This is a genomic window from Rhizobium sp. BK098 (assembly GCF_014193155.1).
GTDB lineage: Bacteria > Pseudomonadota > Alphaproteobacteria > Rhizobiales > Rhizobiaceae > Rhizobium.
Genome location: NZ_JACHYY010000003.1, coordinates 91,576 through 107,743, shown reverse-complemented (window position 1 = coordinate 107,743; position 16,168 = coordinate 91,576). Strand labels below are relative to the sequence as shown.

Annotated in this window: 15 protein-coding genes and 1 pseudogene; 5 read left to right on the top strand and 11 right to left on the bottom strand. The window is 58.1% G+C overall.

From position 1 onward, the window contains the following. The first annotated feature begins 128 nt into the window (after nucleotides 1-128). Nucleotides 129-1,082 carry an aldo/keto reductase gene (locus tag FHT73_RS09810; protein WP_183711274.1) on the top strand — a complete coding sequence of 318 codons (954 nt, stop codon included), beginning with the start codon at nucleotides 129-131 and terminating at the stop codon, nucleotides 1,080-1,082. Nucleotides 1,083-1,200: 118 nt separating this feature from the next. On the opposite strand, the gene FHT73_RS09805 is transcribed toward FHT73_RS09810, so the two are convergent. Continuing rightward, nucleotides 1,201-2,424 carry a multidrug effflux MFS transporter gene (locus FHT73_RS09805; protein ID WP_112398844.1) on the bottom strand — a complete coding sequence of 408 codons (1,224 nt, stop codon included), beginning with the start codon at nucleotides 2,422-2,424 and terminating at the stop codon, nucleotides 1,201-1,203. 193 nt (nucleotides 2,425-2,617) lie between these two features. Between FHT73_RS09805 and FHT73_RS09800 the strand changes: the two genes are divergently transcribed. Beyond that, entirely contained in the window at nucleotides 2,618-3,310 is a 693-nt protein-coding gene (locus FHT73_RS09800) for a TetR/AcrR family transcriptional regulator C-terminal domain-containing protein (RefSeq protein WP_183711812.1), read from the top strand. Nucleotides 3,311-3,500: 190 nt separating this feature from the next. Here FHT73_RS09800 and FHT73_RS09795 read toward each other — a convergent pair whose 3' ends face one another. Beyond that, the gene (locus FHT73_RS09795) at nucleotides 3,501-4,079 is read right to left on the bottom strand and encodes a TetR/AcrR family transcriptional regulator (protein ID WP_183711272.1); all 579 of its coding nucleotides are present in this window, start codon (nucleotides 4,077-4,079) and stop codon (nucleotides 3,501-3,503) included. A 94-nt stretch (nucleotides 4,080-4,173) separates the two neighbouring features. Here FHT73_RS09795 and FHT73_RS09790 point away from each other — a divergent pair, with 94 nt between their 5' ends. The 3 genes from FHT73_RS09790 to FHT73_RS09780 are packed head-to-tail and all read left to right on the top strand — an operon-like array spanning nucleotide 4,174 to nucleotide 6,342. Further along, nucleotides 4,174-4,908: an SDR family oxidoreductase gene (locus tag FHT73_RS09790; protein WP_183711270.1), complete on the top strand. Its 735-nt coding sequence runs from the start codon at nucleotides 4,174-4,176 to the stop codon at nucleotides 4,906-4,908. Between the two features lie 50 nt (nucleotides 4,909-4,958). Beyond that, nucleotides 4,959-5,711, top strand: coding sequence for a glucose 1-dehydrogenase (locus tag FHT73_RS09785; RefSeq protein WP_183711268.1), 753 nt, complete (start codon nucleotides 4,959-4,961; stop codon nucleotides 5,709-5,711). 31 nt (nucleotides 5,712-5,742) lie between these two features. Continuing rightward, nucleotides 5,743-6,342, top strand: coding sequence for an NADPH-dependent F420 reductase (locus FHT73_RS09780; protein ID WP_183711266.1), 600 nt, complete (start codon nucleotides 5,743-5,745; stop codon nucleotides 6,340-6,342). Between the two features lie 116 nt (nucleotides 6,343-6,458). Here the strand turns inward: FHT73_RS09780 and FHT73_RS09775 are convergent, their stop codons facing one another. The 9 genes and pseudogenes from FHT73_RS09775 to FHT73_RS09740 all read right to left on the bottom strand — a co-directional run bounded on the left by FHT73_RS09775 (nucleotide 6,459) and on the right by FHT73_RS09740 (nucleotide 16,058). After that, the gene (locus FHT73_RS09775; protein WP_112398841.1) at nucleotides 6,459-8,798 is read right to left on the bottom strand and encodes a HAMP domain-containing methyl-accepting chemotaxis protein; all 2,340 of its coding nucleotides are present in this window, start codon (nucleotides 8,796-8,798) and stop codon (nucleotides 6,459-6,461) included. Nucleotides 8,799-9,663: 865 nt separating this feature from the next. After that, nucleotides 9,664-9,885 (bottom strand): hypothetical protein, encoded by a 222-nt coding sequence (locus FHT73_RS09770; protein ID WP_183711264.1) that lies wholly within the window; start codon nucleotides 9,883-9,885, stop codon nucleotides 9,664-9,666. Nucleotides 9,886-9,990: 105 nt separating this feature from the next. Beyond that, on the bottom strand, nucleotides 9,991-10,695 hold the full coding sequence (locus FHT73_RS09765) for a TfuA-like protein (RefSeq protein WP_183711262.1): 705 nt from the start codon (nucleotides 10,693-10,695) through the stop codon (nucleotides 9,991-9,993). After that, on the bottom strand, nucleotides 10,692-11,864 hold the full coding sequence (locus FHT73_RS09760) for a YcaO-like family protein (protein WP_183711260.1): 1,173 nt from the start codon (nucleotides 11,862-11,864) through the stop codon (nucleotides 10,692-10,694). The genes FHT73_RS09765 and FHT73_RS09760 overlap by 4 nt, the downstream gene beginning before the upstream one ends. A gap of 14 nt (nucleotides 11,865-11,878) precedes the next feature. After that, the gene (locus FHT73_RS09755) at nucleotides 11,879-12,097 is read right to left on the bottom strand and encodes a hypothetical protein (protein ID WP_112336020.1); all 219 of its coding nucleotides are present in this window, start codon (nucleotides 12,095-12,097) and stop codon (nucleotides 11,879-11,881) included. 12 nt (nucleotides 12,098-12,109) lie between these two features. Then, entirely contained in the window at nucleotides 12,110-13,918 is a 1,809-nt protein-coding gene (locus tag FHT73_RS09750; RefSeq protein ID WP_183711258.1) for a hypothetical protein, read from the bottom strand. A gap of 9 nt (nucleotides 13,919-13,927) precedes the next feature. Continuing rightward, nucleotides 13,928-14,368, bottom strand: coding sequence for a helix-turn-helix transcriptional regulator (locus FHT73_RS09745; RefSeq protein ID WP_348648132.1), 441 nt, complete (start codon nucleotides 14,366-14,368; stop codon nucleotides 13,928-13,930). A 527-nt stretch (nucleotides 14,369-14,895) separates the two neighbouring features. Continuing rightward, nucleotides 14,896-15,051, bottom strand: a pseudogene (locus tag FHT73_RS29450) (IS6 family transposase); the annotation flags it as partial. Nucleotides 15,052-15,158: 107 nt separating this feature from the next. Then, complete coding sequence (locus FHT73_RS09740) at nucleotides 15,159-16,058, bottom strand: GNAT family N-acetyltransferase (RefSeq protein WP_246712090.1); 900 nt, start codon at nucleotides 16,056-16,058, stop codon at nucleotides 15,159-15,161. Nucleotides 16,059-16,168 lie beyond the last annotated feature (110 nt).

The window sequence follows — 16,168 nt, the reverse complement described above, 5'->3', positions numbered from 1 at the left end:
GCGCGTTTCTGGAGGATTGGGCAGTAATCCCGGCGCATCGGGCTAACGGTTCAGCGTCGCCACCCATCATAGTGTCTGCAGCGCCTGAGTCACTGCGAACCTGGCTGCAGAACAAGTATGGAGCAAACATGACAATCGATAATCTGAAGACCCCCAAGGTCGTACTAGGCACCTGGGCCTGGGGCGACAGCGGCGAGGCTGGCGACGGCTACTTTGGCAGCCGCCTCACTCAGGTTGGCCTCGAAGAGGTCGCGGAAAAGGCGCATGCGGCCGGCTTTACCCTGTGGGATACCGCCATGGTATACGGCATGGGCCGTTCAGAGACCACGCTCGGGAAGATACTGGAGCGCTACGCTCGCAGCGACTACCAGCTCTCCACGAAGTTCACCCCGCAAGCGGCAGGGACCAGTGATGATCCGGTGGCGGACATGCTGGAACAAAGCCTGGCGCGCCTCGGCACCGACTACATCGACCTCTACTGGATTCACAATCCAGCCGATGTGGCGCGGTGGACCCCGCGCCTGATACCGTTGCTGAAGAGTGGAAAGGTCAAACATGTCGGTGTTTCGAATCACAACCTGAGCGAAATCGAGCTCGCCAACCAGATCCTCGGGGAAGCCGGATTCCAGGTCGATGCCATTCAGAACCACTATAGTCTCCTCTACCGCAGCTCCGAGCAAGCTGGCATTCTGGATTACTGCCGCAACCGAGGTATTCCGTTCTTCGCCTACATGGTGCTTGAGCAGGGCGCCCTGACCGGCAAGTACAGTCCGGAGAACCTGCTGCCTAAAGGAAGCAGACGGGGGGAGGCTTACAATGGCATGCTGCCTCAGCTGAAGGCGCTGACGGACAAGCTCGCATCGATCGGAGAGAAGCACGATGCGGCAGCGCCCGATGTCGCGACGGCATGGGCCATCGCCAAGGGCACGACGCCGATCATCGGCGTCACCAAGCCCCATCATGTCGATGGTCTGGTCCGAGCCGGCAGCATCACCCTTACCGACGCCGACATTGCGGAGCTGGAGGCTCTTGCAGGTGCCACTGACGTGGACACCCGCGGCTGGTGGGAAAAAGAGATGTAGGCTCGTAGTTCCGCGATCCTAAGATCTCGGAGCCGTTCCGAAGGCGCACTTCGCTCGCGCTGAAGAAGCCTTGGTGCGAGCGGCCTACATAGGCCGCTGCAATCGATGGCAGCAAGATCTATTCAGCTGCCACCACATGCCTGCTCTTCAGCACTGCGATCGAAAGGAGAAGCACGATGGCCGAGCAGATAGCGATGACGACCACCATCGGTCTCGCCGTACCGTCCATAAACATACCGCCGATGCCAACCACCAGCGCCGATGTCATGAACTGGACCGTCCCCATCATCGCCGAGGCCGTGCCAGCGATGCGGCCATGGTGTTCAAGCGCCAGTACCGCAGCATTCGGCACGATCATTCCAAGGAAAGCGTAACCCGCAAACAGGAAGGCCGCCATAATGTCGAGGCGGTCGACGCCACCGGCCATCACGACAGCCAGCGCCAACATCGTCAGCGCATAACCAGAAACCGCACCGCGGATCACCTTGCGCAGACCGATCCGGCGGGCAAGCCAGCCGTTCATCTGCGACATGCCGATGAAGCCAACGGCATTCACCGAAAACACCATGCTGTAAAAGCTCGGAGAGAGCCCATAATGGCCGATGAGTACGAAGGAGGAGTTGGCGACATAGATCATGTAGCTCGACATGCCGAAGGAGGCCATCAGCACCAGACCGAGATAGTACGGGTCCTTAAGGAGTGTTCCATAGGCCTTCAATGCCCCGCCGAGGCTGCTTTCACTGCGAGCCGCAACCGGCCGGGTTTCCTCGAGGAAAAAGCGGCCCGCGACGAAGCCGACAACGCCGGCGAAGACCATGACCCAAAAGATCAGTCGCCAGTTTCCGAACATTGTCACGATGCTGCCCGCGAGCGGAGCCAGAATCGGTGAGATACTGAAGACCAGCATAAGCCGCGACATCAGTTGCGCGGCGGCCGCCCCCGTATGCAGGTCGCGCACGATGGCGCGGGCAATCACGACGCCGGCACAGGCGCCTGTGCCCTGAATGAAGCGGAAGGCGACCAGCCAGCCAATATCGGTCGAAAGCGCGCAACCGATCGCGCCGATGATATAGAGCACCAGACCGACATACAGAGGCCGCTTGCGGCCAAACATGTCCGACAGTGGACCATAGACAATCTGCGACACGGCCATGGCGGCAAAGAAGGAGATCAGGCTTGCCTGAACTGCATGGGTGTCGGCGCGAAGATCCAGACTGATCGTCGGCAACGCAGGTAAATACATGTCGAGGGCAAAGAGACCCACGGCTGAAAGAATGCCAAGGACGATGGCATGGTGGGAGCCGCCGGCCCCGAGGGATGAAACGGAATCCTTGCTCTGCACGGAAGAAACCTTTCCCGCACACCATTCCCCGGACGAAACAAAGTCTCATACAAAAAGCATGTGACGGGGATTGAGTGGGCGCTTATAGATGGGACAGCGGAAAGACGGCGATGGTTCCAACGCATGGCCCGTCATTCCTGTAAAATATTTTGGACAGTATTGTCCAATTGGTCAAGTGCTATATGGTGGTGTCATGAAAACTTCGCCCGCAGCGGTTTCTTCTGAGACAGAGAGTCCGCCCGCCACCAGCAAACGGCAGGCAATCCTCAACGCGGCCGCAGACGTTTTTGCCGAGGACGGGTTTGCAGCGGCGAGCATCGATGCCATCGCAGCACGAGCCGGCGTGTCCCGTCAGACGGTGTACAATCAACTCGGCGACAAGGATAATCTGTTCAAGGTTGTGGTTGCGGAGATCACCGAGAAGTCGAGCGCCGACTTCTTTCGGGTGTTGGACACATTTCCCGTGGCGCCTATCGATCTCGAAAAGGAACTGACGGAATTTTCAGCGTTGCTCCTGCGCAAGGCTGTCTGCGATCCGAATGGCCGCTGGCTACGCAAGCTCGTCGAGACCGAGGGCGGCAGATTTCCCGAATTGTTCGAGACCTGGAAGGAATACGGACCAGGCAAGAAATACCCAGCCATCGCGGCTCGCCTGGCGCAGCTCGCGCTCGCTGGTCATCTCGACATAGAGGATCCGGCACTTGCCGCGCGCCAGTATATGGCGCTGCTCGCAACAGATCTGCGGATCAACCAACAGATCGGCCGTCAAACTCCAGAGGAAGAAGTCGACCGTATGGCAAGAGAGGCAACGAAGACCTTTTTGCGCGCATTCGCCAAGCGCCAAGCACCGGGTGTTGGCTCCGCTCCTGTGACTAACGCCGAGTAGTTTTCGAAGGCTCTTGAAGGGAATAGACCGGCGACGCTGTTGTTGCAAAAGCCGTCCGCTCGAGTTTCCTCAATATCGGCGCATTGATACCGCCGACGGTTAACATGGTAGCGTCGGCTTTTGGGAAAGAGCCATTGCGGGCTTTTCGGCCGAATGGGGACGCATTGCTGCCCTCGGATACCGATCTAATTTAAGTCATTCCCTTCTTGCCATCATCGCCAGGCCGACTTGTCAGGATGGCGCTTGTAATAAGGTGGACGAGATGGTCCGCCCGTGGCGCGAATGAGGGTTGGTCGGCCGCCCAGCCGAGAGCCGTTATCAGAGCGAACAGGTCGTCCCCATTCATATCGGCGCGCGCTGTTCCCTCGTCCTGAGCACGAAGCAATAGTCGCGCGCCTGCCGAGTGCACCGCTGCGCACGAAGCATAAAGAGCGGAGTCGGGGTTTGTGTGGGCGGCCGCCATCATGGCGACAACGCCCCTAGAGCTTTGGGTGAATTCCACCAATTTTCGAAACCAGGAGAGAAGTGCTTCGTCGGCCGAAGTCGACCGTTCGAGTTCGGCTGCGCTCCGCGTCAGTGCGTCCAGATGAGTACACAGCAGCGCTTCGAACAACGCCTCTCGCGTCGGGAAATGACGGAGCAGCGTGGCCAACCCGACGCCCGCCCGGCGGGCAATGTCACGCATCGACGCGTCCACACCATGCTCGGCGACAACGTCACGCGCGACGGCGAGAATTTGGCTGCGATTTTTTTCTGCGTCGGCTCGCATGGACTACCTTGCTAAACGGATCAGTGATCCATTGAGGTAGCGTCCGTCTGCGCAGATGGCAACAGGCGCTCTCCGACGCGACAAAGGAAAAGTCATGGGAAAGCTTGAGGGTAAGACCGCCGTGATCACTGGCGGCGCCACCGGTATCGGCCTTGCCGCCGCGAGGCGCTTTATCGAAGAGGGTGCCTTCGTCTTCATTTATGGCCGTCGGCAGCAAGCACTCGATGCGGCTGTGGCCGAGCTTGGGCCCAACGCCCGCGCGGTGAAGGGCTCGGTTTCCGATGAATCCGATCTCGACCGGCTCTATGCGGCGGTGAAGGCCGAGCGCGGAACCCTCGACATCGTGTTCGCCAATGCTGGAACAGGAAGCCCGCTTCCTCTCGGCCAGATCACCGCCGAGCATATCGACGAAACCTTCGACACCAATGTGAAGGGCACGATCTTCACGGTCCAGAAGGCGCTACCGCTGATGAGCGACGGCGGTTCGATCATCCTGACCGGATCGAGCGCCGGCACCACGGGCGCCCCCGCATTCAGCGCCTACAGCGCGAGCAAGGCAGCGGTGCGCAATCTCGCGCGGACCTGGGCCGAGGACCTGAAGGGCACCGGTATCCGCATAAACGTGCTGTCGCCCGGCGCGACGGCGACCGAACTTGCCAAGGAAGCGCTTGGGGAGGAGGGCCAGAAGGCCTACGGCGCGATGACACCACTCCAGCGCATGGCCGATCCGGCTGAGATCGGAGCGGTGGCTGCCTTTCTCGCTTCCTCGGACAGCAGCTTCATGACCGCTAGCGAGGTCGCCGCCGACGGCGGCCTGGCGCAAATCTGACCCCGGCGCGGTTCCGTGCCTATCTCACACACAACGAAGGACAAAAGATTATGAATGCACTCGAAGGTAAAATCGCAGTCATCACGGGCGGAAGCAGCGGGATCGGCTTGGCCACAGCCAAGCGTTTCGTGGAGGAAGGTGCGCAGGTCGTGATTATCGGGCGACGCGAGAAAGCCTTACAAGAGGCCGCCGCCTTTATCGGGAAAAACGTGACGACGGTCGTGGGCGACGTCTCGCGCTTGGAAGATCTGGACCGGCTCTACGCCATCGTGAAGGAGAAACATGGTCACATCAACATTCTCTTCGCAAACGCGGGCGCAGGCACGGTCGCACCACTCGCGGCAGCTACTGAGGCTCATTTTGACCAGACCTTTGATGTGAATGTTAAGGGGCTGTTTTTTACCGTACAAAAGGCCCTTCCTCTCTTCAAGGACGGCGGATCGATTATCCTGAACTCTTCGGTCTCGAACGTGATGGGGCTGCCAGCGTTCAGCGCCTACGCAGCAAGCAAGGCGGCTGTTCGCAGCTTCTCGCGGTCCTGGACCCTGGAGCTGAAGGATCGCAATATCCGCGTCAATACGATGAGCCCTGGCGCGATCGAGACTCCCGCCTTGGCGACAACGGCCGGCCTCACCGCAGAGCAAGCCGAGGAGGCAGTCGCCCAGTTTGCGTCTCAGATCCCAATGGGTCGCAGGGGCAAGCCAGAGGAAATCGCAGCCGCCCTCACCTTCCTCGCCTCCGATGAAAGCTCCTACATCACCGGTATAGATCTCGCCGTCGATGGCGGTTGGGCGCAGGTCTGAGCCAACGTCAACACAGGATAGGAAAAGCATTATGAGCTATGCAATCATCGGCTTCAGCAATATCGGCCGAGCGCTGGCCAAGGCCTTTGCCCGCAAGGGCATCGAAGTATCTGTTGCAACCACGCGGGACCCGGAGAGCTTTGCAGCTGATGCGGCCGCGATCGGGCCTAAGGTCATGGCCAAAACACTGGCGGACGCCGTCAAGGCGGACATCATCTTTTTGGCTGTCCGTTTCGAACAGCACCCGGAGGTCGCGAAGGCGCTCCCCACCTGGCAGGGGAAGACGATCGTCGATGTGACCAATGCCTACGGCGTGCCCCCTGAGCAACTGGGAGGGCACCCTTCTTCCAAGGCCGTCGGGCAGGCATTCTCTGGCGCAAGGTTGGTCAAGGGCTTCAACCATCTGGCTGCCGCCGTTCTTGACCAGGATCCGGCTGTCCATGGCGGCAGGAGGGTCGTGTTCCTGGCGAGCGACGACGTCGCTGCGGCAGACGAGATTGGCGCGCTTGCGGAAAGGCTCGGTTTCGCGCCCATCCAACTCGGCGGACTTTCGGAGGGTGGATTGCTTGTGCACGCGCGCGGAAAGAGCTGGGGGCACTTGATCTTTAAGGACTTAGTCAAGTTCGAGTGATGCGGCCGCGAGACGCCGAATTGGCTTAACGAAAATGGCCCGCACAAAGTGTCCGGGCCAATCTTCGCTTGATGAGCCGCGGTAGAATTGCGGCATCCGTCTTCACATCAGACCAATCAGAACTCCGACCACTCTTGCTGGAGATGTTTAAGTGCAGCATTGCCCTGCGTAGCGGGAGCGGGGCGCGCAGCAAGCCGGCCTGTTGTCGGGGCGGAGGCAGGCCGGGCCACGGGCCTCGCCTGCGGCTCCATGCGCTCGGCTTCGCCTGTGCGGAATGCGCTCAGAAGCTCGCCAAGACGCTTGCTCTCTTCGGCCAAACCTGCGCCGGCCGCATTCATCTCTTCGACCATGGCGGCATTCTGCTGTGTCGCCTGGTCCATATGATTGACGGCACTGTTGATCTCGGAAAGACCCATGGACTGCTCCTGAGCGGCGGTTGCAATCGCATCCATGTGCTGATTGATCTGCAGGACCAGGTCGGCGATAGCTGAGAGACCCTCGCCGGTGTCGTTGACGAGCTTCACGCCTTCGCTGACTGCGACTTCGGAGTTGCCGATCAGGGCCTTGATCTCTTTGGCGGCATTGGCCGAACGCTGGGCCAGCTCGCGGACCTCCTGGGCGACAACGGCAAAGCCTTTACCGGCTTCGCCCGCACGCGCCGCCTCGACGCCGGCGTTAAGCGCAAGCAGGTTGGTCTGGAAGGCGATCTCGTCGATCACGCTGATGATCTGGCTGATCTGCTTGGACGAATGCTCAATTCTTCCCATGGCGCTGACGGCATTGCCGACGACCTGGCTGGAGTTTTCTGCCCGTGATCGGGCACCACGTACCAGGTCACGTGCATCGCCAGCTCGTTTGGAGGTCGACTGAACGTTGGCCGTTACCTCTTCGAGCGCTGCTGCTGTCTCTTCCAGCGAGGCGGCCTGCTGCTCCGTTCGCTTGGAGAGATTGTCGGAAGCCTGCGAGATCTCGTAGCTACCGCTGTTTACCAGCGACGCGGCCTGGCCGACCTGGGACATGGCAGCGCGCAGCTGGCTGACCGATGAATTGAAGTCGTGACGCAGAGCTTCGAACTGCGCAGCCAGCGGCGTTTCGATCTCACAGCGCAGGTTGCCGGATGCCAAATGACGAAGTCCCGTCGCGAGCGAACCCGTTGCCTGCAGCAGCCTCTCTTCTGCCTCTGCCTCGGCACGGCGCTGGACTTCGACGCGTTCATTCTCCGATGTAATGCGTGCCTCGGCAGCTTCCGCTTCCAGCGCCTTGTTGCGCAAGGCTGCCTGTTGGAAAATCTGCACGGAACGGGCCATGGCGCCGATCTCGTCGCGCCGTTCGACGCCACCGATTGAGACCGAGAGGTTGCCTTGGGCGAGTTCGGTCATGGAATGAGTTAGCACCCCGACGGGCTTGGTGACGCGATAGATGATGACGCAGATGCCCGTAATGCTCAGGGCGACGGCAACAAGGAAAGTGAGCCCGTAGGCGATGAAACTGACGAATGCATCACTCTGGCTGGCGGCTGCATTGGCGACCATGCCATCTGCTGCTGCCGCGGCGGTGTTCGTGATCGTCAGAAGGGCGGCATTGCCGACCGGACGCCAGTCGTCGAGAGACATGGCTTTCTTCTCACCGGCTGCGAACTTCGCAAGCAATGCATTGTGTTTTGCTGCAAAATCACCGCTGAAAAAGGTCGTGCTGCTGATTTTATAGGCGTCTTTGACGACCTGTGGTGTCGACGGATGATTGACCAGAGTGCCGATCTGCCCCCAGGTGAAGTTCGCGGCGTAATCGAATTGTTGGATCTTGCTGACATCCTCAGGCTTCATCGCCTCTCCAGAGGCGAGTGTGTTGACGTACAACAAGTTTGCAGCACCGGCCGTTGCGCGCGTGTACCATGTCAGCGCACGGATCTGAATAAGGGCCGTCATTGAAGGATCGCTCGCGCGAATCCGGTTTTCAATGGCGGTCGAACCTGTCTCCAATGCGGTCAAGAACTGCTGACCGAGGTCCAGCGTCGTGGCCTGTAATGTCGGGTCACGATCAGCAAGCTTCTTAGAGACTTCGTTGTCGAGCTTTGAGCGGAATGCGACCACGCGATCATAGGCGTTCATGACATCGGCAATCGGAGCTTTGAGCGTCGGGTCGTCGATGTTTGCAAAGACCGATTTTGCATCAGCCATATATTTGTCGACGATGCCCCTGTCCGTTTTCAGCAAGGTAAGCGTTGCATCTTGCGCGCCAAGCTCAAGTTTGGCGAGCGACGACCCGTCACCTCGCTCGTTGCGAAAATTCGCGAGTGTTTGGAAGAGCGCGCGGTCTAGCATGGTGAACTTCGAGACGTCGGCATACTTGCCTGCATCGCGATAGGCATCAAGCGTCGAAGATCCCGTTAGCACGCATAGGGCAATGCTGAGAAAAAGGAAAATCCCAAGAAGTATATTGCGAAGAGAAAAAATCATAATTGCTCACCTACGTTCGGGGTGCTGTAACGCTAACCCGCTTCACCAAAACACGTACTTCTGGAGCTCTTGAGGTGAAATTTTCTAAAAGAAAAGCAGTCCGTGAGCCATCGAGGCACCGCCCGATCACAGGCGCATCATGCCCTGCCCAATCAAAGGAATAATTAGCCCAGCTTTGTTGAAACAGGATTAATGCCCCTAAAAATATACGGGCTGTTTCGCACCAACCAATCCAGCGGCGAGAATGAATCGTGAAATGCTCCAAGCCGAAGCGACATTTGCGATGCCTCGGCCCCATGCAGGACCGCGCCCCGACGTCACCTCAAGCCGGTATCGCGAACTGCGTACTGCGGCCACGGGCCTGCCGGACGCAAATCGCGTAGTCTATCGGCAAGAGCTTTGGGCTGAACTTACTTGGCGAATAGACATATGTCTGTCGCCCGGATCCGGGGAAGAAATCATGGTCTGCGCTTCCTCCGGACCGAGGGACCAGAAATTTCCGCGCCACATACGAGCGCGAACGCGCCGTCTTCGCTTAAGACGTTTCACCCGATCTACAATCGCAGCCGCGCTGCAAGCCACGAGCCAGAAATCAGAACCAGTTCAACGACAGGCAGATGGTGCAGGCAATCGTAAGCCACGCAACAATAATCGCTGCAAGCAGAACGAATTCGACCCTCATATTTCCATGAGGGTCCTTAAATTCCAGAACAATGTCCCCTGTATCAGCGGAGCTTACTTTTTTCGCGGACCGGCTCACCCTGGCTGGTATTCTTCGAAGCAAACTAGACCTCTTGAAGTTTCCAAGTGCCAAGCAGGCATCGGTTAATGTATTGATCGGTAATTTCTGCAAGACGAGAGCCTGCTAGCAGTGACCATGCGTGTTACTGACAAGCCCGCCCAGATGTGCATTTGAGATCGCCGCGCTTTCGGTCTTTAAGACGGAAAGAAGAGCATCTTGTGCCTCCTTTATCAGGAACACGGCCTGCGGCGTATCGAGCCCGCTGGCGATCTGACCGGCATACTGCATCATTTTGATAAGCGCCAAGATCTCGCAATGACGCTCATGACTTTCAAAATCAATCACTCTTAAAGCCCCCAACAAAATTTCCTGCGGCGAGATTGGCATATTTCAAGTGATGAGGTGCGTTGCAAAAGCGTTGCACACGCAAAGCCTGCACTAGAGAATCGGCTACGTGCGGCAAAATTGTGGGAAGAGTTCGCGCCACAGCGGAGTTGCATTGAAGGACCAGCCCGCCTTAGGTGCCGATGATGGTATCTCCGCTATTGCGCGCATCAGCTCTATCGCATCCTGGCGCTTCTGGTCACTCCACGCAGTTGCGACGAGAGCCCTAACCTGCCCTGTGTCCATACTGCTGGTTTCGGCAACACGCCTCCAGGTCCGGTCCTTGAAGAATACACGACGGGCTGCTTGGGAGAGCTGTAGAGCGACTTCTCCACCGATAACGCCTTGGTCAATTGCAGCTTCGATCGTCGCATCAACATTGACCAGCGGGACTGACAAGGCCGGATAACCCAGTTCCGCCGGGCCATGAAGGAGGGCGACATCCGCATCATCCACCCGGCGTCCAGAAGCATAGTCATCGAAGATCCTGCCAACGCCGACCATGCCGTAAGCCTGGCACTCCACTGCGCGGAGCGCTCCCATACTGGCTGCCCCGAACACCGGGACACCTCTGGATAAGGCAAAGAGCAACTCCTTATGCCACACCGGCGCGACAAACTCGAACTGGCCGTCGACAAGGCCGATGGCCGTCGCCCCATCCTCAAGGGCTCTGACGACGTCGCCCTGACGCGCCGGGGGCCGTATAATCATCGTGTCGTCTGCGAAAGCGTCGGCATCGGGCAGGCTCGGGCCTACAAAGATCACTTTCATAAGAGGCTCGCCGAGAATGCGCGACTGCCAAAACGAGTTCGGCGGTTCCCATCCGGATGTTCGAGTTGGGGCGCGAAAACCTTTGCGACCGATGCCGGCAGCCATTCAGGTGCGAGCTCGATTGCATAAAGTTGGTCGATCCCGCGCTCCGACAGAGCCTCGACAAGATGGTCGAGCGCATCCTGCGCAGGCCCGATAGGCATCGATGGCAGTTCATCGAGGTTCGTCGTATATCGCGCCCGAAACGACAGCAGGTGGGCTGGATCAGCGCGGCGTGAGAACAACTCCGGGACAAGATCATCTCTGGCACCGGCGATGAAGGTCATCCGCGACTGCACGGCCTCGGAAATTGCCCGGGCTGCGGCCACATAGGGGGACAAGGATGCGCCTGCCCCCATGGTCAAGTCGACATATCTGAGCGAACCGTCATCGCCTTTCGGCCGTAGCAACGCGACGACGGCGGCAACGGCCAAATCGCTCGTCACATCGAAAAGGGCGACATCGAAATCGGCGGAGAAAATCTTCTCCAACATCTCGCGAATATCGTTATCTTCGATGCTTTGTGGATCTATCCGGCGTGCATACCGATACTCCGGCTCGTCGACGTTCCAAAGGACGCAAGCATCCCGCTCTACCCGCTCCAGCAGCCCGTGCAGGACTGCCTCATGCCAGGTATTCCCCGACGCCAATCCGTCCGATGATACCCAAAAGCGTGGGCTGACATGCGTCCTGTCAAGATGAACGGCCTCGAAAGGTACGAATATCGAGACGTTCTTTGCCAGATCGTGGGCTTGAGACCATCTGATCTGTTCACCGGCTTCTACCGGTTGCGCGCCGATCGCCAGCAGATCCTCCAGGCAATCCGTGGCATGGTCGCTTGCGGCAAGATCATCCTGGCTTGCCATCAATGCTGAACAGAAAGGTTGGGTCGCGACCGATCGCTCGACCGCTTCCATCACGGCGGATGTCTTCGCGGAGACGTCGTCCAGACCTTTTCCCTGAGCGATGACGATCGCCCTGGAATTCGGGGCGTAGGCACACCAAACGGGAATGCCTATGCGATCGAGTTCGGTCTGGCGGCCCACACGGGTTATGCCAAGCCGCTCCAGATAGGGCGAAACCCTCGACAAGGTTTCCCGAGGGGGGCATGCTCTAAAATTGTTCGACACGGATGAACGAGCGCCTAGCCCTCATAAAGGCCCGAGGCCGCGGAGCTTGCCGACCTTAACGCCACAGCGAAATCGACATCTTTCTCCACTCTAACCCCTTTGGCCCGCCAGGAGGCCGCCTTCGCCAGATCACCCGACAGCCGCCGCGTGTATCGGACGACAGTCCCCTTTTCGAGGTCAACCAGCCAAAGCCCTTCTTGGCCCTTGATTCCAAGCAACACTGCGCCTGCCATAATATCTTCCTTTCAAAACCCGGCCTTCAGCAGGCCTTCCCTGTAATGCTCAGTCTGCCACTTTTCCTTGTTTGGAATCATGGACAGCCATGCCTCAAGATCGAAATTCGGATTATCGCGTAAGGCGCGCAGCCTATATGTCTTGGCCTTGGCAGCATCGCCAAGCATTGCCCAGCTTGCCGCCGCGAGCCTGCTTGCCGGTCCCGGCTCTCTCATCCTGTCAAGATAAGCCAATGCTTCCGTATACTCCCCAAGGAAATAGCTGGCTCCCGCTGCGGTCCAGTAATAATAGTCCGGAGCAAGCGGATTGAGATCGAGAGCCATTGCGACCTTTGCCAATGCCGCTTTCGGATTGGCGCCATGGGTGAGACTGTCGGCATGACTACAAATGACATCCGCGTAGTGGGGGCTAAGATCCTCGGCATTCGACAAGGCCTCTAGGCTACCGTCGATATTTCCGCGATAAAGCCGAGCAACCCCAATTTCCTTGAAACCTCCGGCAAACCGACTGTCATCGCGGATCGCATCCGCCGCCATTTTTTCCGCCTGGCTCAACAGATCGCTGTCGCCCCGGGCCGTCAAAACCCATTCCATGGTCAAGGTTCGGGCGATGCCCGCAAGGGCAGCCGCGAAACCGCGCTCGTGCTCAAGAGCTTCCCTGAAGTGTTTGCGCGCACGGCGGACATTCTGAAGGCCCAGTCGGGACAGGCATTGCACGCCCTCAAGATAAGCAAAATAGGCCTGAGGCTTGCAGCTGAAATCGGAAACTATGTGGTGGAAGGCGCCCACACGCTCGATGATGGAGTGCTGAATCGCAGTGGCGATCTCGTTGCGATGCTCCGTTATGGCCGCGCTATCCAATTGAACGCGCGTTGCCCAAACAATCTCGTCGCGCGGCATGAAAATCAGCTGCGCAAAAAGACTGTCGCCAGTCCTCTTCGTATCGAGCGCGTAGACCACGTTATGTTGCCTGAGAAGCCCCGCCTTGTCGTTGGAAGACCGAATCTGCTCAGCCGTGTAGGGAGCGACCACGGAGACGCTTCGATCGACGCAAAGGCTGATCGTGAGGTCTTCGATGACCGCATTGGCAACCGAGCCGGCTCGCTCTGCCGCCTCCAGCGTCTCGGGAGGAAGCAGGGCGATACGGGGCACCCTGCCGTCGGCGGAGAGCGGAATCGTGTCTTCAGCCGGGTGGCTTGAAGTCGGATCTTTCGTTTCGCCGATCACCTGAATGTAAGAAGTGATTTTCTCGCCAAGCGCTATCCTGACCTCATCATCGGAGTGATCCCTGTCCAACAGAAGCGTGGCTGCACGCTTCAATTCACCGCGATATTGAGGCGACGAGGGTTCATTCAGCGCCTTGAAGAATTCGGTTCTCAGCTCTCCCGCGAGCCGTGCGCGCACGTCGCGTACCCAGACGGCCACAGCTGTAGAGCCGCTGCCGTAAATGGGTAGAAAATTCTTGGCAACCGCATCGCTAAGGGCGCTAAGCTTGGCAACGCCGGACGCATTTTCGATGGTATCCAGATCGCAGCGCAGCGCGTCGAAATTCAAAGCGATGTTCGCAGCGACGCCGCTGATCAGCGGCTGGGGGGATTTGGACGTCGCAGTCGCCAAACGCAGCAGGGTCGATCTCAAGTTGACGCCGGCCGCTTGAAGATTGCCGGACCAGAGAAATGCTGCCAACTCCTTGCGTGGTATCGATTGCCGGCAATCACAGAGATAGGCAAGCATGAGCAGCGCCTGTTTGGGCACATTCACACGATCGCCCTTCTCATCGTAAAGGGCACAGCTTCCGAGGGTCGTTAAATGAAATGTCATTTTACCAGATCAGCGCTCACTGTCAGATTCGCTTGATTGCACAACGGCGAGGATCTTCGCCCGCAACCGCTTGTCCACGATCCCCGATAAGGCTGTTCGCAGAACGGCTTTATGATGCTTCGCAAATCGAAAACCAGCTAGCGCCTCCTTGGAGGGAAGCGCCTCGTCCGATCCGCTTTTGAAGAAAAACATGATTGGGACATCGAGAATTTCGGAAACATGCAGAAGGCGACTGGCGCTGATTTTCTCGAAGCCGCATTCGTATTTCTCGAGCTCTTGGGGCCTTATGCGAAGCTTCTCGGCCAATACATCCTGCGTAATTGACAATTCCTCGCGACGCAGTCGGATGCGCAATCCAAGCTCAACGTCGATTACATCCGGTTTTTTGTTCATAAAGAAACCATCAGGAGAAAAACTGCCTTCATGTTCGCAGGTTTCCCTCGAATTCACAATCTTCCAGCAAGGCACCCAAGATCAATTTTACACAACGCCAGGAGTTTCCAATCCGCTATATTATGCGGCTGCAAATTCGGAGAGCCGCCGCGGCATCGCGCAGACGACATTCTTCTCGACGAGAACGAGATATTTCTCCGGGAGCGCCCGTTTCCCAATGTCGTTTTGCATTTAACCGGGCTCATCCTCACTCCGTGCGGTTCAGCGGCAGCATTCTCGTGGGTGATGTCAGGTTAATTCTGCGGAGAGTATTTTGGACAGATGCGCTTGGATCAGCTGGCCATGCCAGCAACGGCCTTCCAATGCGATATGGCGCTTAGGCGATGTAAATGGACGGCGATAGCTGAGCGTTTTGAGTGAGGCGGAACGAAGAGATTTCCGACCGCCGAGAAGACGGACACGAAGCGCTGCAATCCGCCAATCGTCACGGCCACTTCGTCGAGATACCATACATCGCTGGCGCTCGGCGATTTCCGCCGGAAACGGCCGGCATAGTCCGGGCCGAACTTTCTCGCCCAGCATCAAACCGTCTCATAAGAAACGACGATGCCGCGCTCCGGCAGCATCTCTTCCACCAGCCGCAGGCTCAGCGGAAATCGCGCATATAGCCAGACTGCATGGCCAATCACAGCGGGCGGAAAACGATGCCGCTTATAACTGACAGGGCCTGGATCATGAATGCGATTATCAACCAAGACCTTGAGCTATCGCTAACCTGACATCACCGGGGAAACAGCTTCAGCTTCCACCGGCAGGGCTATTGATAACTGAGGGAACTTCCTTGCAATTATCCGAAAGACTGCGACGCAAGAGCAAATACGATCGGAGAACCTGTGTTCGGGGCTCCATAGGAGGCCCTCTCAGAGGAAACCATAGTGGTCACGGTGTCAAAGACGGACATTCCGCTTTGCTGGATAAAACTGGCGAACAGTCCGGCACCAAAATGGGTGTCGAGGCGCAAAAAACTGCCGACATGCGCTACGACATGCGGATGAACGACAGCAATCGCGTCTTCCTCGCAATACGCGACGACAGGACCGACGACGTGACCGCGGCCAAACCGGCGCCGCATGGAATAAGCCATTAGCCTGCCACCATCATAAAGACCGTAGCAGATGGAGCTTTCAAACAATCGCTTGAGATGTTGATAGCGCAGCGTACCGAAAGCAGGCTCGTCCAGGGCCGCAACCGCATCCAGATCGCTGCGTTCGAGCCGCCTAAGATCAAGCCCCGGCCTGATATCGCCCGCCTGAGGTACGGATAGAATTTCCCCCTGACACTGGAAGACCGTCTGTTTCGGCATAAATCCAAAAGTTGCACACATCCGGCGTGCCGCTCTTGTCGCATTCAACCGTATCCGTTCATGGTGGCATTCCTCCAGCATCCGCTTAACCAGCCACTCCGCCGTACCGTTCGTCTGCAGGCGCGGCGCGGTGATCAGCATTCCGAATGTGGCGAAGCTCTCCTCGTGCGGGAACCACATGGTGGAACCGGAAACCCTGCCGATTTCGTCAAGCGCCACGAAGCCGCGGCCGACATCCCGCAGGTGCTGCCAGTCCTGCGATCGATGCGGCCACCCGACCGACATCGAGAGAGCCTGAAGCTGCGACAAAGAGACCTCTGAGATGTCAGCAAAGCGCAGTTCGAATGCATCGACATGCAGCTTTTCGGGTATTTTTGTGTCCATTGGTGATCCAGACGCCATCCGATCCTCCCGGCTGCATATTCGCTCACGCCGGCATCATGCTTTGGCGAGCTTAGCCGAGACTCAACGAAACATTTCACTGCCTATGCAAA